The following is a 26,398-nucleotide window of genomic DNA, read 5'->3' as shown; positions in this document are numbered from 1 at the left end:
TCAGTAGCCGTAGCCGTAGGCGTTGTCATCGCCGTAGTACCTCCGTTGGGCCTCGAGCTGCTGGTGCCAGAGGATCTCCTCCGGGCTGTACCTCGTGCCCATCCCCCAGACCCGCCTGGTGAAACCGTAGGCGTCCGGCCGCAGGTAGGTGTCGTAGCCGGCGTTGTTCGGCACGGCCGCAGTCGGGCCGGCGGGGTGGTTGACGGGGTACATCACGTCGTTGGCGAAGTGCGCCTCGTTGGTGTACCCCGCAGCACGCATGGCCGTCACGAACCGGTCCGACCAGGAGCCGCTCGCCACGAGGCACATGATGCCGGCGATAGAGCCGTAGGGGTTGGTCGCGAGGAGGGTCTGGAACGTCCGCACGTGGCGCAGCAGCTCCCAGGCCGCGGTGCCGTTCACGTAGTTCTTCATGCTCGCGGCGCGCACCGCGTACTGACCGTCCCAGATGGTGGCCCCGGCGCCGACCTCGGTCTCCATCCACTCACCGAGCCCGTGCGCGACGAGGAAGATCGGACCGGCGCCGCCGCCCGCGTAGTCCATGGACCACGGCGCCATGATCAGTGAGTCGGAACGGTTGGCGGCCAGGGCTTCGCTGGGGGACTCGAACGGCATCGTGCGCAGGTTCAGGTCGAGCCGGGGCGCGGACCGCCCCCACGAGGAGACATACCTCTGCGTGGGATCGCTGTCCGGTACGAACATGACACCGATGGTCCGGCCGTCCTGGGCCAGGAACGGCTTGCGCCGCACCGTGTCGGGGTTGACGTAGACGGTTCGCCCCGCCCGAGGGGACGTCCGCACGGGTATCCAGCCGGCGGGCGGCCCCGGGTCCACCGGCGGCGTCGGTCCGGCGCTCGGCCGGCCCCACGTGTGCGTGCCGGGCTGGCTCCACTGCTGGTCCCACTGCTGGTTGCGCTGCTGGTTCCGCTGCTGGTCCCAGTCCCGGTGCCCGGGCTGGTTCCACTGCTGCTGCCGGCCCCAGTCCTGCGGCGCGGGTCGGTGCCACTGCTGGTTCCAGTCCCGCGGTGCGGGTCGGCTCCGCTGCTGCTGGTCCCAGGTGTGCGTGCCGTGCTGGTCGGACGGGCCGGGTTGCCGGGTCGACGACTCGTGCCGGGAGGCCGCCTCGCGGAACTGCCTCGCCGCCTCGGCCGCGTCCTTGGCCATGCGGCGGTAGTCGTCGTACTCCTTGCGCTTCTCCTTGTCGGACAGGATCTCGTAGGCCTCTGAGACCTTGGCCATCTCGGCGTTGGTGTCGACGCCGGGGTTCTTGTCCGGGTGCCACTTGAGCGCCATCTTCCGGCGCGCCTTCTTGATCTGGTCCTCGGAGGCGGTTGGCTCGAGGTCAAGGGCGGCGTAGTAGCCCCTGGGGTCGTCGAGGTTCTCGGTGGCCGGTTCCTCCTGCTGGGACTCCTCCTGGCGGGACTCCTCCTGCCGAGACTGCTCGTTACGGGACTGCTCCTGGCGGGGCTGCTCCCCGCGGGGCTGCTCCTGCTGGGTGTGTCCGGGCTCGTCCTCGTCCTGGCGCTGACGCTCCTGCTCGCGGGCCGCGGCGGCCTCCTCCTGCCTGCGGGCGTCCTCCTCGGCCTGTTGGCGTCGGCGGGCCTCCTCGCGGGCCTCCGCACGCCGGTCACGCCACGCCTCGGGGTTGTTCCGCATCTCCTGGCGCCACGACGCGTCGCGGTTGCGGGCCCTGGCCTCCTCGCGGGCCCGGTCACGGGCCTCGCGCCACCCCTCGGCGTAGCCGTTCTCGGAGGCCGAGTCATGCGCCGTCTCGTTGGCGCGACGCTGTGCGTCGTACGCCGAGTCCCACTGCGCGTCGGCCCGGCTCCGGCTCTCGCCGGCCCGGCGGTCGGCCTCCTCACGTTCCTTGGTCGCCTTGCGGGCCTCCTCCGCGAGGCGGTTGATCTCCGCCAACTCCTCCTCGCGCCGGCGGGCCTCGGCCTCCTCGTCCCGGCGGCGGGCCGCGGCGGCCTCCTCCTCACGACGCATCTCGTCCTTGCGTCGCGACTCGGCCATCTCCTCGACGAGCCGGTCGTACGCGGCCGCCGACTCCTCAGCCCGCCGCTTGGCCTCGGCGTACGCCGCACGGGCCGCGATCACGGTGGGGTCGTTGTCGATCGCTTCCTGCTGCCGAGCCTCGCGCTCGCGGGCTTCCCGCTCGGCTTTGTCCTTGGCCTGAGCCTCACGGTCCCGCTCGGCCTGACGCAACGCCTCGGCCCGACGCTCATCCTCAGCCTTACGCCGAACATCAGCCTCACGGTCAAGTTCGGCCTGACGCTCACGAGCCTCCCGCTCGGCCTTCTCCTTGGCCTGAACCTCACGGTCCCGCTCGGCCTGACGCAACGCCTCGGCCCGACGCTCATCCTCAGCCTTACGCCGAACATCAGCCTCACGGTCAAGTTCGGCCTGACGCTCACGAGCCTCCCGCTCGGCCTTCTCCTTGGCCTGAACCTCACGATCCCGCTCAGCCTGACGCAACGCCTCCGCCCGACGCTCATCCTCAGCCCTACGCCGAACATCAGCCTCATCGGCCTGATCGTCCAGACGCGACGACCCGGCCTGCGGCCGCGCCTCCGACTCGCCTGCGGACTCGCGGTCCGAGCCGTCCTCCGACTCCCGGTCCGACTCGTCCTCACGATCCGAGCCGACGTCCGACTCCTCCTCGCGATCCGAAGCAGACTCGGACTCCTCGTCCCGGTCCGACGCGGACTCCGACTCGGTGTCCCGCTCCTGCTCGGGCTCCGGCCGCGTCTCGCGGGCCGCACCCGACTCCGGCGCCGCACCCGACTCCGGGGTCGAACCCTCCGTTCGGGTCTCCCCCGACCGCCCAGCCGCCTGGCGGGCACGGTCCTGCGTGTCGCGCTGGAAGATCTCCTCGCGGCGGCGGTTCTCGCCCTCCCAGACGCGGCGCGTCCCGTCCACCCGCTCGCGGTCGGCCCGGCGTGCGCGCTCGGCGATGGCCGCCAGGTCCGCGGGGCTGTACTCGGTGGCACCCCAGACGACCCGGGTCATCCTGACCGTGTGCTGCTTTACCGGCTTCTTGCCGATCAGCCCCTTCACGTACACCGTCTTGCTCTCGACGCGCCGTTCGTGGGTCGCCCAGCCCGCGTTGTGGCCTGCGCTGATGTGGCCCGCGTCGGTGGTCTCCACGTCACCCCTGGTGGTGTGGATGTCGAGCGGGTACCCGAGGTCGGTGAGCTTGTCCTGCAGGCTCCTGATGGTCGTGCCTTCGTCCGCGTGGGACGACACCAGCAGGATCGACGGCTCGTCGGCCTCCTCGTACATCCGCTTGAACGTCGGGTCCCCGGCCAGGACCTTGGCGAACTCCCCCGGCTTGAGCCGGGCGTCGATGTGGTGCTCCTCGCTGCCGACGGGCAGGACGAAGCGGTCCCCGTCGACATCGGCCGCGACGAAGATCGGGTCCTCCCACGGCGCCGCCACGACGCTCTCCGGCCGCTCCGCGACCCTGTCCAGCGCCTCGCGGGCCGTCTCGCCGGCCGCACTGCGCACCACGGTCGGGGTGCGGCGCGCGTTCCTGGCCCAGTTGTCCAGGGACTCCGCGTGCGCCCGCGTCCCGAACACCAGGCCCCGCGCGTTGCGTGAGCTGCCCAGCCGGCTGCTGAGCACGGCTTTCCGCCCGAACTCGATGGTCCCGCCCTCGTCGTTCCTGGCGCGGAACTTCTCGTTCGACGACGACGGCATTCCGCCGACACCGGCCACCGGGGCACCGCCGGTCGTCACCGTCCTGGCGGCGTCGTCGGTCTCGACGTCCCGGTCGAACAACCCGCGCAGGCTGGTGATCTTGCGTGCGTAGCTGTCCTTGGCGCCGGACGTCGTGTCGAGGTACTCGAAGTGGCGCCGGTCCGGCGCCAGGCGGAACGGGCCGGACTTCCCGTCGCGTGCCAGGCCGGTCAGGCCGGACTCCTTGCCGTGCTCCACCCCGCCGGTCTTCGGGTTCACGAACACCGACTGGTTCGAGTACGACGAGAAGTCCGACTGGTAGTACTGGTGGAACTCGTCGAAGAAGTTCCGCACGTCCTGCGCGGTGACCTCCTTGCCATCCGGCCTGCCCGCCCGGTGCGCCAGGTCGCGGATGAACTCGTAGGCCGTCGTCGCGTCGTGCTTGCCGCGCAGGTAGCCACCGATGGGGTCCGAGTCGACCATCGCGCGGGCCAGGCGGAAGTCACGCTCGCCGGACCAGAGGCCCTCGTGCCGGTTCATGTACCGGACCGCGCCCCGGTGCTCCGGCTCGCGGTCGTGGCGGGCCTGACCGTCGCCGAACTGGTTCTTCGAGTTCAGCTTGTCCATGTCGTGGAACAGGATCGCCTTGGCCACGGCCTCGCGGGAGACGAACCGGGCGCCGTCGTCCTCGCCCCTGGTCAGCGACAGGAACTGGTTCAGCACCATCTGCGCGTGCTCGTGGTAGAGCACCGGCGGCCCACTCTCGCCGGCCCGCGTCTGCCTGTCGGCGCCCTGCGGCGCGATGACCTCGGCGAACTTCCTGCCCAGGGTGTCGTGCCCGTCCTGTGCCTTCTCGTCGACCCGGCTCAGCTCGTCCACGATGTTCTTCGCCGACTCCGGCCGCGGGTCGGTCAGCTCGCTCTCGATCACCTCGCGGAGGCGGTCGCCGACGTCGCGGTGGTGGCTGAACACGGCCGGGTCGTTCTTCTGCGTGTAGCCCTGCTCGTGCTGCTTGCGCCACGTGCCGAAGTCGTTGGGGAACGGCGTGCCGGTCCTGGTGTCGAAGTCGGCCTTGTTCGCCAGCGCGTCGGTCGCGATCGTCGCGCCGATCTGGGCCATCGTCGCGAACTCGGGCACCCGCCTGCGCATGAAGCTGTCGACCTGCGCGTGGCTCACCGTGCGCAGTGGGAGGTTCGCCAGCACGTCGCTGACGTTCGAAGCCGCCGTGTCGGCGACGCGGTCCGCCAGCCCTCGCCGGTAGCGGGGGTCGACGAGCCCCAGGGACGGGTCGCGGTTGATCCGCTCGCGCACCGAGTTCTCGAGCCCGCCGGCAATCCTGTCCTCGAACAGCTTCCGTTGCGCGGCGGGGTCGACGTCGACCAGGTTCTCGGCGAGGACCTTGTCGATGGTGTCCTTGCGCACGGCGTCGATGACCGGTCCCTGGACGATCTCCCGCAGTGCCGTGGTGTCGATCGTCAGCGGCACGTTCGCCACCGCGGTCTTGAGGCCCACGTCGTCGCGCACGTCGGCCATGACGTCGTCGAGGAACTCGGTGAGCCGCTGGCCGGACAGCCAACCGCTCTGGCCGCCCCGGTTGGCGTGCTCAGCGAGGGTGTCGCCGCGCTCGGGGTCGGTGGCCAGCTCGTCGAAGTGGCCGATCAGGTGCGTCGCGATGGTGTCCCGCAGGATGTCGCGCAGCTGGTTCGAGAACGTCGAGGCGTCCAGGGCCTTGAACCGACCGTCCGTGACGACGTGGTCGGCGAGCGCGTTCGCCATCGGGGTGATCACGGTGTCGTGGAAGCTGCCGTGGTGGCTGTTGCCGCGCTGGATCGAGGCGGCCAGCTCGGGCAGCGTCGCGACGCCACGCGGCACGCTCGACCCGTCCGGGCCGTTCATCCTGCGCACCATCATCTCGGCGGGCCGGGTGAAGCCCGCGGACGCGGTGAACTTGCGCAGCGACTCGCCGATCTCGGTGAACACCCGGCCGCGGTCGACCGGGGGAGCCACCTGGGCCACGAGGTCCCTGGTGGCGCCACCGATCTCCTGGCGGATCGCGTCCGAGACCTGGTCGAGGTTGCGTGCGGTGGGGCCGTGGGAGTTGACGAAGGTGTTGAGCGTCGCCGCCAGCTTGCCGGCATGCGGTGCGGGGGCCTTGCCCCTGCCGCCCCTCCCGCTGCTCTCGCCCGGGATCGCCTCGTCCGGGCCGAAGAAGGCCGACCCGCGCTGACCGGCGGCGACCTCCGGCTCGGTCCACAGGACGTACGCCTCACGCAACCGGGCGGCCAGGCCGCGCAGCTGCTTGGGGTCGTTGCGGAAGCCGTCGAACCGCACCTTCCCGTCCTGGTCGCGCGTCCAGCGGAACCAGGGGTCGTTGTCCGGCCCGAGGGCCGTCGAGGTGAAGTCCGGCTTGATGCCGAGGCGCTCGTACAGGTCCGAGATGGGCTCCACGCGACCGGACAGGTCCGGCCTGGCGTGCCCGGTGCTCTCCGGCGGCACGAAGGTGACCAGGGAGCCGTCGAGCGCGTGCTTGCGCAGGTCGTCCAGGTCGGGGCCGCGCACGCCGAACTGGTTGACGTCGCCGCTCTGGTCGACGTTGAGCGTCCGGTCCCTGCTGGGGTCCACGCCCTCGGGCCGGGCGTTCTCGCTCGCCTTCCGGTAGGTGTCGAGCGGCACCAGGTACGAGCGCAGCAGCGGCGTCGCGTGCGTCTCGCCCTTCTGGACCTGGTCGTTGCGGTACTTGGCCACCCACTGCACGGCCCGCAGCGGGCGCCCGCCGGACACCCAGGCGACGCCTGCCTTGCCGGTCGACGGGGTGACCTTGCCGTTCGCGTCCTGGTGCACGTCCTTGTGCTCGGAGCCGGGCAGGGCGGTGTCGAACACGGCGGTGTAGACGCGCACGTAGTGCTGGCCCGCGATCGTCTCGACCTCGAACTCGCCCCGGTGCTCCAGGTGGTCGGCGCCGTCGGCGTGCGACTTCGTCGGGCCCGGGTAGACGACGCCGGTCCTGCCCAGTTCGACGGCCTGCTTCGTGCCGAGGAAGCGCGGCACACCCTTGACGTTCGCGTCCACCACGTGCACCGGCCGGCCGGCGACCGGCCCGTAGGACCGCCAGTCGCCCTTGTCGCCGAGGACGTGCACCCGCAGCCCCGCCTCCGCGGCGATGCCGTTCAGGTCGAACTTCGTCCTGCGCTTGCCCGCGGCCGCGTCCAGTGCCTCGGTGAGCCGCTTGTACTCGCTGGCTGCGTGCGGGTCGAGGCTGCGCTTGATGGCGTCGAGGAGGTTCGCGACGGGGCTGGCCCCGCCCTCGGCGATGACCGCGTGCGCGCCCTGTCGGTCCAGCTGCCCCTGCTGGGCGGTGCTCAGAACGCTGTGCGCGAGCACGCCACCGGCCGGCAGGGTCGGCGCCGACTGCCGCGACGCGGGGCCGGGGCCCGCCGCCAGCCGGTGCGGGTTGCCCGCCTCGGTGGGCTTCGGCGTGAACGGCGCGTAGACCGCGTCGATCCGCGCGCCCTTCGGCAGCATCATGAGGCCGATCTCGGTCGGCTTCGTGCCGAGGTTCGCCGGCAGGCCGTCCTGACCGTCGATGTAGAGGGGCCTGCCGTCTGCGAGCTTCTCGACGACGAAGTAGTGGCCCTTCTTGTTCGCGTGGTCGGTGAAGACCATCGCCTTCGCGCCGACGGGCACCTGCGGACGGGAGATGATCCGGTCGATCGTGTCGTAGTCGGGGACCCGGCGGAACCTGCGGCCCGTGACCCGCTCGATGTCCTCGGTCTTGACGGGTGCGCTCGGCCCCGCCTCGCGCACCTCGCCGTGCTCGAGGGCGTTGTAGGTCTCGATGGTGGCCGGGGCGCAGTTCGTGCGGGTGCCGGGGACGTGGTTGTCGAACCTCGGCTTGTTGACCTTGGGCACCAGCGGGCGGTTGGCCCGCATGTAGGCCGCCGCGTCCTCGGTGTTCTTGAAGCTGCCCAACGACACCCGGTTCGGCGAGGGGTCCACCGGGTGGACACCGCTCGCGGCCTCCGGCATACCGCCCACGCCGCGGACGTTGTTCGGCGGCACGGGGAACGCGTCCTCGCCCGTGTTCCTCCGGGACTCGCTCAACGGCGAGACCGGCCCGTCGTCTGCCCGGCCCGCCGCGCCGCCGGTCAGGTCGGGGTTCAGCGCGCCGTGCATCATCGGGACGAAGAACTCGCCACCGCGGCGGCTGCCCGACGGGACCGGGGCGTCCTCGACGAAGTCGCCGGTCCGCGAGGCGGACTCGTCGCCGGAGAAGCCGTCCTCCGACCAGAACCCGCCATCGGAGTCCGCCGGGGTGGCGAGGTGCTCCGTGCCGGGGTCGCGCACGGGCCCGAGGTCGAACCCGGGGTCCGAGCCGCGGTCGGTGCCGCGGTCGGTGCCGCGGTCGGTGCCGCGGTCGGTGCCGCGGTCGGTGCCGCGGTCGGTGCCGCGGTCGGTGCCGCGGTCGGTGCTGTGGACCGAGCCGTGGTCGTCGCCGTCCCACCGGGTGCCTCGGTAGGTCTGCGCGGCGCGGTCGGCCGCGTCCCTGGCCCGGCCGGCGAACTCGTTGCCGATCCGGCTGCCGGCCCGCATGGCGTCCAGCACGAACCGGTTGGCTTCCTTGCCCTTCGCGACCTTCCTCGGGTCCTCGTCCAGCTCCGGGAAGTCCTTGGTGTGCCGCTGCGCGCCACGCCGGGCGTCCATGATGGACGGCTGGACCTGGCTCCGCGCGTTCTGCGCGTTCTCGCGCGCCAGGAGGTGGTTGCCGTGCGCGTCGTTGACGGACTCGCGCTGGATCCGTTCCTGCGCGGCCTTCTCGCCCAGCGCGGCCCTGGCGACCCCCTGCTGCTCGTTGCGCCGCGCCGCCTCGGCGAACTCCTGGGCGCGCGCGGCGTCCTCGGCGGCCTTCGCGGCCTTGTCCGCCGCGCTCGTCGTCCGCTTGGCGTGCTGCTCGGCGGCGTACGCGGCCTCGCTGACCGGCTGCGCGGCACGGGCCGCGACGAGCTGGGTGTCGTACTCCTGCTTGGTGGACCAGTACTTCGACTGTGCGTCGTTCCGCTTGGTCTGGGCCGCCTTCAGCTCGCCCGCGTCGGTCGCCTTGCCCTTGCCGCTGTGCTGGTTCAGCTTCAGCGCGTCGAGCTCCTTGACCGCCTCGGTCCACGCCTTGCGCGCCTTGCCGTGCTCGGTGACGGCGGCCTTGAGCGACTCGGGCAGCGGCTTCGCCGGGTCCGGGTAGTGCCGGATGGCGTACCCGTCGGACACGGGCAGCACCGAGACGCCCTCGCCGGAGCCCGGCACGGCGCCCTTCTTCCGCGCCACGAACAGGAACTGCCCGTCGTGCAGGTCGACCCGGGTGAGCTTGCCGGGGTCCTCGAGTGACTTCGGCGTGGACGCCTTGCCCTTCCTGGTGCCCTCGCCCTCCAGCACGCTCTCGTGCCCGCCGAGCTTGACGTTGTTGGCCTGGGTGCCCGCGAACACCGAGCCGAAGTTGTTGCGGCCCTCGGCGAACGAGTTCTTGCCCCCCGGGTGCGTCACGCCGCCGCTGCCCTGGATGGGCAGCGCGTTGACGCTCGCGTCGTGGCCGGTCTTCGAGCCGGACTTGTCCTGGTAGGTGGTGTCGGACTTGGCCTCGATGTCGACCCAGTCGCTCGCGCCGGCAAGCCGCGGCTCGTCGTCGAGCCCGAGGTGGACCTCCACGTCGAAGTCCGTCAGCGGGAAGGTGAACTTGCCGGCCATCATGTCCGGCGCCCCGGCCTTCACCGCGGCGAGCGTCACCTCCGACTTCAGCTCGGCGATCGTCCGCGACGGCAGCTCACTGACGCCCGGCACCCGCAGCAGCGCCTGCTCGACCCGGTTGCGGAACTCGGTCATGTCGCCGAAGTAGTGCTCGGCGATGAACTTGTCCCGTTCGAGGCTCGGCCGGTCCGGCCTGGTTGCGCCCTCCTCGGTCAGCACCACGTGGCCGGACTGCTCGCGCCACGTGGTGGTCTGCGCCGGGGTGGCCTTCTTCGGCCCCGGGTTCGAGTTCGACCACGGCTCCGGCTCGGCCTCGCCGAGCTTCTCGCCGGTCGGCTCGGGGAACGACTCCTCTGGCAGCTTCAGCAGGTCGACGTCGTGGGTCGCGCCGGAGTCCCTGGCGACGACCTCGCGCGCGACCTCCTTGCCGTGCTCGTCCATCTCGAAGCCGCGCTCGATCCGGATGTCCAGCTCGACGCGGCCCGCGTAGGAGGCCATCGGCCCGGTGGTCTCGGCCGACTGCTTGTGGCTCTGCGACAGGCTCTGCGAGCGCTCGTCGTCCCGGCGGCCCAGTGCGACGTCGGCGCCGAGGCCACCCGCCAGGGCACCGCTCGCCGGGCCGTGCCCGGTCGTGGCGTTCGCGGCGGCCGGGTCGGCCTTGCCGGTGATGCTGATGCCCGGCCTGGCGAGCGCGCCGGCCTTGCCGACCGTCTGGCCGGAGGACCTGGTGTTCGTGTCGCCTCGCGACACCGAGTCGCTGACCGCGAGCTTGTCGACGTGCTCGATGCCGGTGAACTCGGGGCCCTCGACGAACTTCGCGCCGACGCTCAGGAAGTACGTCTTGCCCTTCCAGCGGCCCAGCTCGCGGCGCATCGGCGCGACCTGCTCGCCGTTCAACGCGGCACTCGCGGCGCGGTTCACGTTGGCCAGCAGGTGGTCGAGCATGCCGTGGTTGTCGTGCTTGGCGTCGTACCGGGACTTCGGCAGCAACGAGCCGGCGCCGTCCTCGCCGAGGTTCTCGACCAGGTCCTTGTGCAGGTTCTCGATGCTGTCCCTGGCGTCGATGGTCGTGGTGATCGCGCCGACGCCCAGCGAGACGCCCTCGCTGCCCACGATGGACGGCGGCGGGGGCAACGGCGAGCGGGTCTGTTCCGACACGATCGACTCGAAGCTCTCCTGCCGGGACATCTGGCCGACCGACATGGTCGCGAAGCTGTCCTCGGTGGCCGTCCTGGTGACCGGCTTGCGCGGGAACGAGTTGGACCTCGGCGTGTGCCTCGGAGCGGGCCTGCCGTCGGACCGGGAGGTGTCGGAGCCCGTGCCGGTCGAGCGCTCGCCGTCGGAGCGGGTGCCGGCCGACCGGCCGCCCTCGGAACGGCTTTCGGAGCCGGTGTCCGAGACCGAGTCAGGGGTGACGTCGGCGTGGGACGCCGCCGCCTCCGCCTCGGCCGCCGCCTTCGCGTCGGAGTACGCCTTCATGGCGTCGACCTGCTCGTCGGTCGCCCACACGAGCATGCCCTTGGGCTGCTCGTGGCTCATGCCCGAGCGACCCGGCTCCTTGCCGGGGAACAGCTTCGCCTTGTCGTAGTTGTTCGTGTACTTCGCGTCGGAGACCATGTCGGCCGTGTAGTCGGTCCAGACCAGGGTCTCCTTGACCAGTCGCGAGCTCTTGACCGTAGTCTCCGACGAGCTGGCGAAGTCGGAGGAGCGCCCCTGGCCCCACCGCTGCTCGAACGGGGTGGCCTCGCCGCCGACGATGCCGCGGAACCGGACCACCGGGTCGTCGCCGAGCGCGTTGCTGACCGGCAGGATCACGTCGCCCGCGGTGATGCCGAACGACGAGGACGTCTTGTTGCCGCGACCGGTGCCCGCGCCCGCGCCGTAGCTCTTCTCGATCTCCTGGAGCTCGTGGCGCTTCATCGGCCGCGGGTTGAACGGGGTGATCACCACCGAGGAGTCGACCTGGAGGTTGGCCCAGCCGCGCGTCCAGTCCCGGTCGATGCTGATCGGCTCGAACCGCCGCCTGCTGCGCTTGAGGTGGTCCGGGGTCAGCTGGTCCTCGTCGGTCCGCGAGCTGTGCGGGTACTTCGCCCGGCCGTCCGGGCCCAGCGCGTCGACCGGGTCGCCTGAGGCGTGGTGGACCCGCTCGTCCAGCGCGTCGGCGATGTGGTCGGTGCCGAACACCGCGACCACATCGAGGTCGTCGAGGATCCGCGGCGCCTTGCGACGCAGCTCGTTCGGCTTCGGCACGGTGTCCATGACCGTCTTGTTCACCGGCGCCGAGGTCTCGAACTCGTGCACCTTCTTCGACGAGGTCAGCGAGTCCGGCACGAGCACCTTCAGCGGCACCTCGTGCGACTCGAGCGACCGGGTCGAGATCTCCGGCGCGGACCTGCCCGGCAGGCCGACGCTCGGCTTGAACGTCGAGGTGACGGTCGGCGTGATGGTGAGCTTCGCGCCGAACGGCCACATCTTCTGCTTGGCGGCCTTGCCGTCGGAGCCGGCCGTTGGCCCGTGCGTCCGCTTGGTGCCCTCGCTGCTCTTGGCGGACATGTCGGCGGAGCTGGACCACAGCTTGCTCTTGCCGATGTTCATGTTGCCCGCGTGGGAGAGGCCGCTGTCGCCCAGTGGGTGCCAGAACCGCGGCTGGACGCCGATGTCGCCCTTCCGCGACCGCTCGTCGGAGACCTTCGACGACAGCTTCTCCTTGGCCTCGCTGGAGTAGGTGACCTCGTCCGGCCTGCCGGCCGGGTTGATCTCGTCGAGCGTGGCCTTGAGGTTGACCGTGGTGCCGAAGTCACCGGGCAGGGCGTCCTTCGGCTTGACGGTGAACGTCACGCCCCGGTCGGTGAGCATCGTGTCGACCAGCTCGGACAGCTGCTCGTCGGAGATGTCCTTGCGCAGCCCGTCGCTTCGGGACAGCAGCCGCTCGACGCTCGCCTTGAGCCCGCGCGAGTACGTGCCGACCTTGACGTCGCCGAACTCGACCACGTAGTCGCTGCGGGTCATGTGGTACCACTTGCGGCCCGGCAGCTTGCGCAGGCTCTGCGCCACCGCGCGGTAGATGTTGTCGCCGCCCTTGAAGTCGTCGACGATCGTGCCGCCGAGCGACTTCTTTGCCGTCACCCACGGCGGCGGGTACCGCTGCTCGTTCTCGGCCAGCGGTGCCGCTTCGCGCGGCGGCACCAGCCCCGCGTCGGCCGCCTTGTCGTACGAGGTCGACTGGTAGGTCACGACGTCGCCGTCGAGCGTCTTGATCTCGCCGCCCAGCGGGCGCACCTGGAGCTCGTGCACCGTGCGGTACCGGACCTCGTCGCTCGCCCTGGCGACCGACGTCTTGTAGAGGTCCTTGGCCGTGTGCTCCATGCCGTGCGCGGACTTCGCGGAGCCGCTGAACGCGGGGCCGGCACCGACGTAGAGGGTGTTGGCGACGTCGCCGCCCACGCCGAACATGAACGAGCCCTCACCGCCGCGCTCGGCGGTGTCCTTCTTGGTCAGGGTGTCCTTCACGAACCGGCTGTCGGTCGCCTTGACGTTCGGCACCGTGTTGATGACCTCGACCTGCCTGGCGACGGCCCGCACCTGGAACTTGCTGGCCTTGTTGGACCACCGCTTGCTGTCCGCGCCCTTGGTCAGCGCCGAGGACTCCTGCCAGCCGGCCTCGGGGTTGCGCCTGACGTCCTCCTCGGTCACCGCCATCTTGTGCCACTTGGACTTCAGGCCCGAGTCGCCGACGAGGCCCTGCAGTTCGCCTCGGCCTGCCGAGCGGACCTCGGTCAGGCTCTTCGGCAGGAGCTTCGCGGCCTGCTCGAAGAAACCCTTGCCGGGCTTGGTGTTGGTGAACAGCTCCTCGATCCGCGGCGCGGCCGGGAGGGCCTTCGGCTTGTCGATGACGAACGGGTCCGCGCCGCGGCGACCCAGGTTCAGCGGGACGTCGACCTCGGCCTTGCCGGTCTCGGACCGGTTCCGCCGGCCGCCGGCCGCGTCGGCGGTCTGGCCGAGCAGCTGCCCCTTGCCGTTGCGGATCTCGTAGGACAGCTCCACCGGCACCCGCACCCGGTGCATGTTCTCGATCTCGGCCTCGGTGGACTGCTTGGTCTTGCGCTGCCCCGCGACCTCGTGCGTCTCGTTGGGGGTGAGCGTGCCGCCCGCCTTGACGTTGACCACCAGCGGCGGCATCGCCGAGACGTTGGCCTGCTTGGTGACGGTGCCGTCGCGGCCGGTGGACGTCTTGTTGCTGGAGACGGTCTTGTTGTCGCCGCCGGGCTTCATCTTGCCCGCCTCGGCGGCCGGGTCCACGATCTCGGCGAGGTCCCATCGTTGCACGGCCTTCGGCCGCACCTCGTAGACGTCGTCCTTCGTGACGATCCGGTACGGCGGCTTGCGGTTGTCGCCGACGAACGGCCGGTAGTCCGAGGTCACCTCGTGGTGGATCTGGTCCAGCACGGGGTGGCCCGCCAACGCGGGTGCCGCCTTCGCGATGGTGCGCTTCGGGTTGACGCCCGTGACCGCCGACGGGTTGTCCGACTTGCCCGCGCCGCGGTTCTCCAGCATGTACTCGGGAATGCCCGAGGGGATCATGTCGTTCGTGACCGGGCCGGTCAGCGAGGGCGCCTTCGGCGGTGGCGGCGGTGGCGGCGTGTGGTGCGCGTCGGCGTCAGTGTCGCGCGGCTCCTGCCCGTCGTGGCGCGACTCGTCCTGTGCCCCACGTGAGGACAGCGTCTCCAGCTCGTGGGACTCGTGGATGGTCTCGAGCCCGCCCTCCCTCGACGGCGCCTCGGGCGGGCTCGGGAACTCGTCGGGCGTGACCACGATGCTCGGCACGTTCTCGGCCGGCGTCACCTGGAAGGTCGGCAGGTCCTCGGCCGGGGTCACCTCGAAGGTCGGCAGGCCGGCCGAGGGTTCCGGGAGCGGCTCCGCCATGGCCGGGACCGGCCTGGGCGCGGCGGGAGTCGACGGGACGGCAGCGGACCGCTGCTCACCCGCCGGATACGCGGTGTGCAGCTCGTCGGCGAGACGGGCCGACAGTGCCGCCGCGCTGTCGTGGCCACCGGCCAGGTGGCGGAGTCCCACCACCCTCATGATCTCGCCGAAGAACGACGTGTTCGGGTTCCGGTCCTCCGGGAGCTGGTGGTACTGCTTGACGATGTCCGCGATCTCGTCGGCGGCCCTGTCGTAGGCCGCCCTGCCCTCGTCGCCGAGCGCCTCGTGCAGTGCCTTGGCGCGCGCCGACTGGTAGTGCCACGTCCCGGGCTCCGCGGCGAACCGGCCGTCGGGGTTCCCGGCGAGCTTCTTCGCCAGCTGGTCGGCGTGGAAGTGGCCGTAGCTGTCGTACTGGTGCGCGACGGCGTCCACGATGTCGTCGAACACCACCCGGTCGGGGTGGCCCACGGGCGGCTCGTCCATGTGCCTGCCAGCGATGACGCTCGCGGCGCCCCAGGCCAGGACGGCCTTCTTGTTCTTCTTCACCGTCTCGGGGTGCAGGTCGAGCCCGTGACGCTCGTCCGGCCGCGCCTCGGTCTGCGAGTTGGTGCTCTCGGCGTCTGTGTGCCTGACGTTGCCGGTGAGGTCGAGGCCCTGTCCGCGCGCCAGTGCGTCGGCGATCTGGTCGAGTGAGCGCCCGCCCTGGAACAGCTGGTCCATGTCCTTGAACACGACCGGCGCGAACCCGGCCTCCAGCAACAGCCTCGGCAGCAACAGGTGCACGTTCAGCCTGCGGTTGGTGTCCTTGAACGGGTGCACGATGTGCACGGTGCGCACCGCGCGGCCGATGGCCTTCAACCGGTCCGCGTCCGTGCCCGCCTTCGCCATGTCGTCGTAGAACCGGTCGAACACCGCGTCGACGAGACCCCTGGCCTCCTCGACGCCGTAGTTCGTGCGGATGTACGGCCGGTTGTGGCTCTCCCGGTCGAGGAGGGTGATCCCGTTGCCGCCGACGAGGTACTCGCCGCCCTCGACCAGCAACGGCCTGCCGAGCAGCGTCTCGGTGAACACGTCCGGGCTCGGGTTCTCCGCCCGCAGCGGGAAGTCCGTCGCCTCGTAGTCGCTGGCCGTCCAGTCGGCCTTCTTCTTCAGCGAGGAGTTGACGGCGTCGTGCATCTGCTCGTACAGCGCGGAGTTCAGCCGCTGTTCCGGGAACTTCGCCGTGTCCAGGAACTGGTCGTAGGCCGCCTCCATGCTCGCCTTGTACCCGGGCGACTCGTCGTGGTCGTAGTACGAGCCGGGGTCGTGCGGGAACAGCCGCTCCGCGATGTCGAAGTGCGCCGGGTCCAGGTACAGCCGGTACCGCTCCTCGCGCGGCAGGACGCTGTCGAGGTCGCGGGGCGGCCGCGCGGGGGACGGCTCCGATGCCGTGCTCACGGCGTCGTCGGTGTCGCGCAGCGACTCGCCCTCGAACGCGTCGTCGAGCCAGGAGTGGTACTCGTACGCGGAGAGGCGCTCGTTGGCGCTGTCCAGTGCGGACTCGGCCGCCGCCGCCCGGTCCCGCGCGGCGGTGACCACGGACTCCGGCGCGTGGTTGTCGAGCGCGCGTGCCAGCCGGCTCTCGGCGTCGTCGAACCGCCTGCGTGCGCTGTCGACCGCGGCGCGAGCCGCCTGCTCGGTACGGGCGTCGCCGCGGCTCACCTCGGGCGGCGCGGAGAACTTGGTCGCAGGTGGACGCGGCGCGCTCGGGGCGGACTCGAGGTCCCGCATGCGGTTCTCGACGAGCCACATGTTGCGCGGCTTGAACCGCGCGTCGGGGTGCGCGAACCCGGCCGTCATCGGACCCTTGTCCGACATGACCCGGCCCTTGCCGTCCTGGTGCTGGAAGACCGGCTTGTCGTCGGCCTTCGACAGGTACTCGTCGTGCAGGCCGAGGAAGTGGCCTGCCTCGTGCCCCAGCTCCTCCTTCGGCAGGTCCACCGGCCAGTTGAGCTGGTTGGCCGGGCTGCCGCGCTCACCGACCTTGACGACGCCGTCCCCCGCGTCGGCACGGTTGTCGACGAACTCCACCGCCGCGTGGAACTGGCGGCCGCCCGCGGTCCGGTAGCCCTGGTTGTACCGCTCGTCCACACCGGCCTTCACGCGCTCCTGGAGCGCGCGGATCTCCTCCAGCGACGCGTTGGCCACGTTGTCCAGGAACACCTTCGTGGTGTGGTGCTCCACCGGCACGGTCCTACCGTCCGGCCCCACCACGTCGAACCGGCGGACCTCATGGGAGATGGGCCCGGCCCACGGCCTGCCGCTGCGCCGGAGTCCACCGTCCACGCCGTGCACGCGCCCCGAGACGGGTGCGTTCTTCGCAGCCTTCTCGATGACCTCCGACGGGACCCGATTGGGCGCGGGGTCGAACCACGGCGCGCTCTCGGCCGTGCTGTGCCGCCACGACTCGTCGTTCAGGATCGCGTCAGCCGGGTCGCTGGTCCCCCGGTTCAGCTTCCAGTCCACCGTCACATCGGCGCCGTCGGCACGACCCGGCTCGACCTTCGCGTCAATGCCGTGCTCAGCAAGACCATCCGCGACCAGATGCGCGTTCGAACCCGACACCGTCACCGGCGGCGGCAGATAACCGTCCTGACGCCGCGTCTCCGTCGCGTTCTTCAGCACGTCCGCCAACGACTCCAGCTCGCCGCGCTGCCCATCGGACAACCGCGTACTACCCGGCTCGATGTCGAAGACATGCTCCGGCGCAGGCCCAGAGGGCCGCTCGGGCCGCGGCGCAGTGGCCTGCGCCGCAGTCGACCCGCCGTCCCGCAGCGGTGCCGCGGGCGGGTCGGGGAAACCGCCACCTTCAAGGTCGTGCCCGTCGCCTCCCCGGCGGTTACCGGAGAGGAGGTCGAGCAGCCCGGTGAACGCCGAGCCGAACGTCAGGCCACGCCGCCCCGCGGGTGCGCCTCCCCGACCGGCCGCGGGAGCCGGGGCGGGCGTGCTCGTGCTGGCCGAGGGGGTGTACCGGCTGGCCGTGGCCGAAGGCGCGGGGGCGCGACCAGCCCGGAACTCGTCCAGTGCCTTGGCGATCGGGTCACCGCCGCGACCACGCCAGAAGTCCTGCGACCCGAACTTCTTCGTCAGGTCCGCCGACAGGTCCTCCGCCTTGGTGACGCTCTCGGCGCTGTACTTGTGCGCCACCATGTCGACGATGTCGTCGAACAGCGGGCTGCGCAGGTCGCCGCCCTCGAGCTTGTGGTGGTCCGCGAGAACGATGAAGTTCGCGGCGCCCTTGATCTCGTTGCGCTGGTTCTCCGGCAACGCGGCGAGGAAGTCACGCGCGCCCTTGACCTGGTCGCGCAGCTCCGGCACCCGGTTCAGGGTTTCCGCGGGGAGGTTGCCCAGCTTGGCGCGGAACTCGGCGCGGCCCGCTCCCGAGAGGCCCCGGAACCAGGTTTGGAAGTCCTTGAGCTTGTTGCCCTGCAACGAGTTGTTCGCCAGGTCGAACCAGGCCTGCTGCCGCTCCGTCAGCGACTCTACCCACTGGCGGAACTGCTTGCGCTTGCCCGCCTCGTCGCTGTACTGGGCGATCCGGTCCTCCATCGCGCGGGTCTGCCGCTGCGCGGCGGCACGCGACGCGGGACCACGCACCTCGCCCGACTTGTTGTCGATCGTCAGCCACGGCGGGATGAGCGCGTACGGGTCCGTGACGAGCACCCGCGGTTCTCCTGCCGTGAGCGGGCTCGCGTTGTGCGGGTGGTGGTAGGGCTTCGGGTTGTTCAGGTCGCTCTCGTGGAAACCGTCCTTGACGCCGGCCAGCTCCAGCCAGGTCTTCACGTCGACCAGACCCTTGCCCATCGCGGGGTCCAGCACCATGTACTCGGGCTTGCCACCGTTGCCGGGATCGATCGCGATCATCGGGGCAACGTGGTAGCCCCAGTGGATGGGCCTCGGGTTGTTCGGTGTGGCACCGAAGGCGTTGCTCGACATCGTCTTCAGCGACGGGGTCTTGCGCCCGACGAACACCTTGCGGACGTCGTAGCCCCGGTTCGCCAGCGTCTCGGCCCACTCGTGGGCGCGGAAGTAGCAGCCGTCCTCGGGGTGCTCGGTCGGCAGCGGCAGGTCGCCGCGGCGCGAGTGGCGGAAGGTGGAGGTCGTGAACTCGTTGTAGAGGGCTTCCGCGTGCGCACGGTCCATGGAGGCCGCGATAGGCGTCCACGCCGGGTTCGGCGGCACCCCGCGGGACGGCGTCGGCGGCGGAACCTTGTAGTTGTCCTTGCCACCGGAGTCGGCCAGCTCGGGGTTCGGCCTCGACTCCAGCCCCAGCGGGTCCTGCCAGGTCTCGTGGTCCTCGTTCGAGAACAGCTTGTCCCACTGCTGCGCCGCGGCCCGCTGCTGCTCGGACATCTTGTTCGGGTCGAACAGATCTTCCAGCCGGTGCGCTTCATCGGCAGACGCCTTGTTCGCCTCGATCGCCGCGTTGAACTCGTCCTGCGCCACCTTGTGCGCCGGGTCGAGGTGCGTGTCGCCGAACAGCTGACTCAGCTGCCGGTCGCGCGGCGGGGTACCCGAGCGGTCCTGCCCGGACCGGCGCGAGTCGTCCTGCCGCGACGATCCCTGCCTGCCGCCCTGCTGGTCCCGCGTCGAGCCCTGCCTGCCGCCCTGGCTGCCACCGTCACGGTGGACCTGCGGCGGGGACGAGTACTCCTCCGGCGGCGTCCGCGTGTCGACGGCCTCGGACTCGAGCTCCCGCATGCGGTTCTCGACGAGCCACATGTTGCGCGGCTTGAACCGCGCGTCGGGGTCTGCGAACCCGGCCGTCATCGGACCCTTGTCCGACACGACGCGACCCTTGCCGTCCTGGTGCTGGAAGACGGGCTTGTCGGCGTCGGTCGACAGGTACTCGTCGTGCAGGCCGCCGAAGTGACCGGCTTCGTGCCCCAGCTCCTCCTTCGGCAGGTCCACCGGCCAGTTGAGCTGGTCGGCCCGGCCGCCGGGTTCCCCCACCTTGACGACACCGTGGGCGTCGCCCCGATCGTTGACGAACTCGATCGACGAGTGGAACTGGCGACCGCCCGCAGTCCGGTAGCCCTGGTTGTACCGCTCGTCCACACCGGCCTTCGCACGCTCCTGGAGCGCGCGGATCTCCTCCGGCGTGGCCTTCCCCGGGTCCAGGAACACCTTCGTGGTGTGGTGCTCCACCGGCACGGTCTTGCCGTCCGGCCCCGTCACGTCGAACCGGCGGATGTCGTAGCCGATCGGCCCACGCCACGGCTTGCCGCTCTGCCGCAGACCACCCTGCTCGCTGTTCACCTTGCCGGAGACCGGCACGTTCTTCGCGGCGTCCTCGATCACGTTGGAAGGAACGGGGTTCGTGTTCGGGTCGAACCACGGCGCGCTCTCGGCCGTGCTGTGCCGCCACGACTCGTCGTTCAGGATCGCGTCCGCCGGGTCACTGGTCGGCCGGTTCAGCTTCCAGTCCACCGTCACATCGGCGCCGTCGGCACGACCCGGCGCCACCTTCGCATCGATACCGTGCTCGGCAAGGCCGTCCGCGACCAGATGTGCGTTGGCACCCGACACCGTCACCGGCGGCGGCAGATAACCGTCCTGACGCCGCGTCTCCGTCGCGTTCTTCAGCACGTCCGCCAACGACTTCAGCTCGCCGCGCTGCCCGTCGCTCAACCGGGTGCTACCCGGCTCGATGTCGAACGCGTGCTCCGGCGCGGGCCCTGCCGGCCGCTCCGGGCGCGGCACGGTCGTGGGTGCCGCGGTCGACCCGCCATCCCGCGGCGGTGCCGTCGCTCCGCCATCCCGCGGCGGTGCGGCGGGCGGGTCCGGGAACCCCGAGGACCGGCCGCCCTCCAGGTCGTGCCCGCCACCCCGGCGATTGCCGGAGATGAGGTCGAGCAGCCCGGTGAACGCCGACCCGAACGTCAGGCCACCTCGCCGGGGGGCAGGCGCGGTGCGTGCCTGGGCGGGCGTGTGCGTGCTGGCCGAGGGCGTGCTGGTGCTCGCGGAAGGCGTGTACCGGCTGGGGGTGGTGCCACGGCCGGGTCCGCCGTGTGTGGCGCGGAACTCGTCCAGCGCCTTGCCGACCGGGTCACCGCCACGACCACGCCAGAAGTCCTGCGACCCGAACTTCTTCGTCAGGTCAGCCGACAGGTCCTCCGCCTTGGTAACGCTATCGGCGCTGTACTTGTGCGCCACCATGTCGACGATGTCGTCGAACAAGGGCGCACGCAGATCGGCACCACCTTCCTTGTGGTGGTCGGCCAGCACGATGAAGTTCGCGGCGCCCTTGATCTCGTTCCGCTGGTTCTCCGGCAGCCCGGCGAGGAAGTCGCGGGCCTCCTGGACCTGGGTACGCAGCTCCGGCACCCGGTTGAAGGCGTCGTGGGGGATGTCGCCCAGCTTCGTGCGGAACTCGGCGCGGTCTGCTCCGGACAGACCCCGGAACCAGGTCTGGAAGTCCTTGAGCTTGTCGCCCTGCAACGAGTTGTTCGCCAGATCGAACCAGGACCGCTGCCCGTCGGACAGCGACTCAACCCACTGCCGGAACTGCTTGCGCTTACCGGCCTCGTCGCTGTACCGGGCGATCCGGTCCTCCATCGCCCTGGCCTGCCGCTGCGCCTCGGCACGCGACTCGGGACCACGCACCTCACCCGACTTGTTGTCGATCGTCAGCCACGGCGGGATGAGCGCGTACGGGTCCGTGACGAGCACCCGCGGTTCTCCTGCCGTGAGCGGGCTCGCGTTGTGCGGGTGGTGGTAGGGCTTCGGGTTGTTCAGGTCGCTCTCGTGGAAACCGTCCTTGACACCGGCCAGCTCCAGCCACGTCGCCACGGGCACCGCGCCGCGACCCATCGCCGGGTCCAGCACCACGTATTCCGGCTTACCCCCGTTGCCGGGATCGATCGCGATCATCGGCGCGACGTGGTAACCCCAGTGGATGGGCCTCGGGTTGTTCGGTGTGGCACCGAAGGCGTTGCTCGACATCGTCTTCAGCGACGGGGTCTTGCGCCCGACGAAGACCTTGCGGACATCGATGCCCCGGTTCGCCAGCGTCTCGGCCCACTCGTGGGCGCGGAAGTAGCAGCCGTCCTCGGGGTGCTCGGTCGGCAGCGGCAGGTCGCCGCGGCGTGAATGCCGGAAGGTGGACGTCGTGAACTCGTTGTACAACGCCTCCGCGTGCGCCCGGTCCACGGTCGCCGCGATCGGCGTCCAGGCCGGGTTCGGCGGCACACCGCGGGACGGCGTCGGCGGTGGGACCTTGTAGTTGTCCTTACCGCCCGAGTCGGCCAGCTCGGGGTTCGGCCTCGTGTCCAACCCGAGCGGATCCCCGGCTTCGTGGTCCTCGTTCGAGAACAGCTTGTCCCACTGCTGCGCCGCCGCACGCTGCTGCTCGGACATCTTGCTGGGGTCGAACAGGTCCGCCAGCCGGCTCGCCTCATCGGCAGACGCCTTGTTCGCCTCGATCGCCGCGTTGAACTCGTCCTGCGCCGCCTTGTGCGCCGGATCCTGGGCCATGTCGTCGAACAACCCACGCGGCTGGGTGCCCTGCTTGTTCTGCCCGGACCGGCCTGGGTCGTCCTGCTGCGAGCGCCGGTCGCCGCGGGACCCTTCCGTGGACCGGCCGGGAGAACGCCGCGAGGACGACGGGCCGTCCTGCGGACCACGCGGCGGGCCCTGCCGCTCGCGGGACGGGCCCTGTCGGGGCGGGCCGCCCTGCGGGTCCCGTGGGGGACCACCCTGCGGGTCGGGGGGGTTCGGGGCGTTGGGTGGCTTGTGCTGCCCGCTGTAGGGGCCGTCGGAGAAGACGCTGTTCACCAGCTCGGCGGACGGGGCCGGGCTGGGGGTGGGCTGGGCGTGGGGGCTCTCGTCGCTCCACGCGCGGGAGATCACCGGACGCGACCACTTGTCGAACAGGCCCGTGATCACGCCGAGCTGTGCGGGGGTCACTTTGTTGTCGGCGAGGCTCATGATGCCGCCGCGGCCCACGGTGGGGTTGGGCCCCACGGCGGGGTCGTCCAGCCCGAGGAAGTGGAAGAACTCGTGCATCCGGGTCGCGGGCGGCTTGCTGAGGTCCCACTGGACCTGGTTCACCTTCCGGAACGGGTTGCCCCGGTGCACGTCGACCGGCACGCTCCGGTTCGGGTCCGCGTCCCAGCCCTTCTCGACGCCGTTCGGTGTCTTGGCCTCCACGGTGAAGTGGATCTGGCTGTCCTCGAACTGCCCCTTCCCGAGCTGGACCTGCTCGCCGTCGAACTGACCCTTGTCCTGCCACTTGTGCTGGAAGTTGACGTGCTCGTCCAGCAGCTGCTGCAGTTCTTCCGCTGCCTTCGCCCGGGTCCCCGCGTCGATCTTGTTGTTCGGGGAGACGAGGTCGAGCGGCACGCTGAACTCCAGCACCCACTTCCCCGGCGACGCCTCGAAGTGGCGGACGTCGTAGCGGATCTGCGAGATGGTCCCGGAGACCTGGTTGTTCTCGACCGTCCGGTGCGGGTCGTCCTTCGTGACCGGGGACGGCAGGAAGCGCTCCATGCTGATCCTGGTGGGCTTCGCGGCGTTCCGCTGCCCGTCCCACGCCGCACGCTTGTCCCGCGAGTCCCGCTGCGCGAACCCGTCGCCGTCGCGGCCGGGCCCCTGGTGGCCACCGTGGTTGGTGCCGTTGTCGTGACCGGCCTGGAGGTCCGGCCCCAGGTGGGCGACCGCCACGACCGCAGCGGCCACCTCCTCCGGCTTCGACGTCTTCACGGCCGGCCTCTCGGGGCCGGACCGGTCCCCACCTGGCGCGGACCTGTCGGACGGCGCCGGGCGTTCGGGCGGCGGGGTCCTGTCGGACGGCCGGTCCGGTGTCGGGCCCGGCTTGTCGACGACCGGGACCTTCTCCGGCGCCTGGGGCAGCGGCTTCTGCGGCGTCCGCTGCTCGCCGACGTGGGCGACCTGCGACTTGTCCGGCACCGTCCGGTCACTCGGCTGCGGCACGGTCCGGTCGCTGGGCTGCGGCACGGTCCGGTCGCTGGGCTGCGGCACGGTCTTGTCCAGGCCGGGCCGCTCGCCGGACTGCGTCAGCGGGAACGTCCGCTCCGTCGGCCGGTCCAGCAGCGACTGCAGCTTGTCGGCCACCGACTTGTCGATGCCCTTGGCGATGTTCGGCGTCGTGTTCGCCGGGTCCTCGGCGCGGGGCTGCTGCGTCGAGGAGGAGGACTGGTTCGACGACGACCCGCCGGTGTCCCGCGACTGGCTGACCGGCTGGGTGTTCGAGGTGCTCTGCTGGCTGCTCTGCGGAGTCGTGTGCGGCGTGGCCTGCGGGTGGGACTGCGGCGTGGCGCTGGGCGTGACGTTCGACGTGGACGACGAACTGGGCGTCTGCTGGGTGAACCCGGACGTGTTCTGGGTGTTGCTCGCTGGGAACGAAGGCGCCGCCGGCGTGATCGGGCTGACCGGACCGGTCGGCTGGAACGTCCGCTCGCTGTCGGTCAGCGGGCTGACCGGGCTCTCGTCGACGACGTTGTTCTCGACCGACAGCTTCGGCGGGCCGTCGGCCAGCGCCGGGGTGTCGATGTGCGGCACCGGCGAGTCCAGGATGTGCGCCTCGGGCGTCTGGTCCGCCAGCGCCGGGATGTCGATCTTGGGCACGGGACTGTCGAGGATGGACGGTCCCGACGAGGTCGTGTGCCCCGTGCCGCTCGTGGCCGGCCCGGACTGCGTGACCACCGGCGCGCCCTGCTTCGGCCCGCCGGACGTGCTCGGCTGGTTGGACTGCGTGCTCGGCTGGTTGTTCTGCTGGGCGTTCTGCGGCCCGGACTGCTGGGTGACCGGCTGCCCGTTCTGCTGGGTTCCCGAGTTGCCGCCCGGCGTGGTCTGCTGGCTCCCACTCGGCACGTTGGACTGCTGGCCCGGCACATTCGACTGCTGACCCGGCAGGTTCGACTGCTGGCCTGGCACGTTGGACTGCTGGCCTGGCAGGTTCGACTGCTGGCCGGTCGGGAAGCCGGACTGCTGGCCCGGCTGGAAGACGCCGTTCCCGTCCTGCGAACCGAGCTGGGGCCCGAACTCCGACCTGATCGGACCACCGTCACGACCGGTGTGACCGTCGTGCTGGTCGAACTCACCACCACCGCGGCCATGCTGCTGGCTCTGGTCGCCGAACTGCTGGCTCTGATCGCCCCCACGACCCTGCTGGCTCTGGTCCCCGAACTGCTGCGACTGATCCCCGCCACGCCCCTGCTGACTTTGGTCCCCGAATTGCTGCGACTGATCCCCGCCACGCCCCTGGCCCTGGGACTGGTCTCCCCCACGCCCCTGGTCGCCCTGCTGTCCACCCTCCTGGGTGACGCCGCCGGAGTTCTGCCCGGACTCGCCGCCACCGAAGAACTGCTTCGCGTCGTCCGACATCTGCCCCGACTGGGACGACGACCCGGTGTTCCCGTCGGTCGACGTGGTGATCGAGTGCTCGCCGCCGTCCGTGAACAGGCTGCCGAACTTGCCGTCCCCGTTCGACACGTCCTGGCCGTGGCCGGTGAACCCGCCCTCCGTGTCGAACGGGCTCTCCGGGATGGTCAGCGGCGTCGTCTCGTCGAGCGAACCGGCGATGGAGTGCGTGTCACCGGCGTCGTCGAAGCCGCTCTCGTCGCCGTGCGAGGAGTCGCTGTCCGAGTCGTCGCCGCCGAGGAGCGGGGCCTTCTCGGAGTCGCCGCCGCCGAGACCGAGGTTCGGCTCGTCGAAGTTCATGCCGAGCTTGCTCGCGAACTTCTTGGCGAAGTCGCCCGCGATGGCGTCGGCCTTGGCCGACATGCCCTTGCTGGCGTGGTAGGGCGCGGCACCGCCGAGGATGCCCGCCCAGATGTCGTCGTCGTGGCCGGTGGCCTTGTTCACGAGCGGGTTGCTGGCCGCGACCATGCCGATCTGGGCGCCCGCGTACCCGATCTGCCCGAAGCCGCGCACCCAGCCCGGTGGGTCTCCCGCCTCGCCGCGACCGCCGAGCTTGTTCTTCCAGCTCTTCGGGTCAGCCTCGGTCTTGAAGCCGTTCGAGTCGTAGCCCTTGCCCTCGTAGCCCTTGCCCTTGCCGGCACCCTCACCGGCCTTGCCGCCGCCCTTGCCACCGGCGCCCGCACCCTCACCGCCGACCTTTCCGCCGGCGCCCGGCCCCTTGCCGACCGCGCCCGGCCCCTTGCCGCCGAACCCCGCACCCGGTCCCTTGCCGCCGAACCCCGCGCCGGGCCCCTTGCCGCCGATGTTCTTGGGGCCGCCACCCTTGCCGGCGCCCTTCACGGCGCCGCCGATGCCCTTGCCGATGCCGTGGAACCCGCCGAACGCCGCACCGCCGATCGCGCCGCCGATGACGGAACCCTTCACCGACTCCCAGTCGATCTCGTCGCGCCCGCCGTGCCCGCCGTGGATCTTGTTGTCGATGAGCTGGCCGGTCTGGATGGACAGGTCCAGCCCGCCCATGAATGCCGCACCACCGGCGGCGTACTTGCCTATCGTCCATGCGAGCTTGCCAAGCCCCATGGCGGCCTTCTGCCACGTCATCTGCATGATCTTGCGGACGAGCGCGTTCCAGATGGCCTGCAGCGCGAACCGGCCCGCGGCCAGCACGCCAGGCACCGCGAAGGCCCCGAAGAGGGAGGCGATGAGCGAGATGACGGTGGCCAGGACCATGAGCGCCATCGCGATCAGCATGATCTTGGCTTTTTGGATGTCCGCGGCGGTGGTGTTGGCCATCTTGCCGAACTCGCCGGACGCGTCCGCCACGTCGTTCAGGCTGGACTTGACGTCCTCCAGGTACTTCGTCAACGCGTCCGCGGTGTCGCCACGCATCGCCGAGGCCAACCGGGGCAGGAGCGCCTCGAGGTCGGCCACGCCGGCCTCGGCGGCTTTCTGGAAGGCGTACCAGGCATCCGACATCTGATGCAGGCCACCCTCGCTGCCCTCCGGCCAGGTCATGCCGAGGGTGACCTTGAAGAACTTCTGCAGTCCGTCGGGTAGCTGGGTCGTCATCGACGACCCGGACCCGCTTATGCCACTCGCCTGCCCGCCGTGGCCGCCACCCTTGGGTGCCATTCTGTCG

At 70.9% G+C, this 26,398-nt stretch carries 1 protein-coding gene; it reads right to left on the bottom strand.

The features are described from left to right. On the bottom strand, window positions 1–26,391 hold the full coding sequence (locus CLV71_RS36015; RefSeq protein ID WP_133907380.1) for a protein-glutamine glutaminase family protein: 26,391 nt from the start codon (window positions 26,389–26,391) through the stop codon (window positions 1–3). Between the last annotated feature and the right edge of the window lie 7 nt (window positions 26,392–26,398).

This window comes from Actinophytocola oryzae (assembly GCF_004364325.1).
Classification (GTDB): domain Bacteria; phylum Actinomycetota; class Actinomycetes; order Mycobacteriales; family Pseudonocardiaceae; genus Actinophytocola; species Actinophytocola oryzae.
The sequence above is the reverse complement of the archived record's forward strand: the minus strand, read 5'-3'. Positions and strand labels throughout refer to the sequence as shown.

Excerpts from the sequence above, each read along its gene's own strand:
- CLV71_RS36015 (WP_133907380.1), bottom strand. The coding sequence starts at position 26,391 with ATGGCACCCAAGGGTGGCGGCCACGGCGGGCAGGCGAGTGGCATAAGC.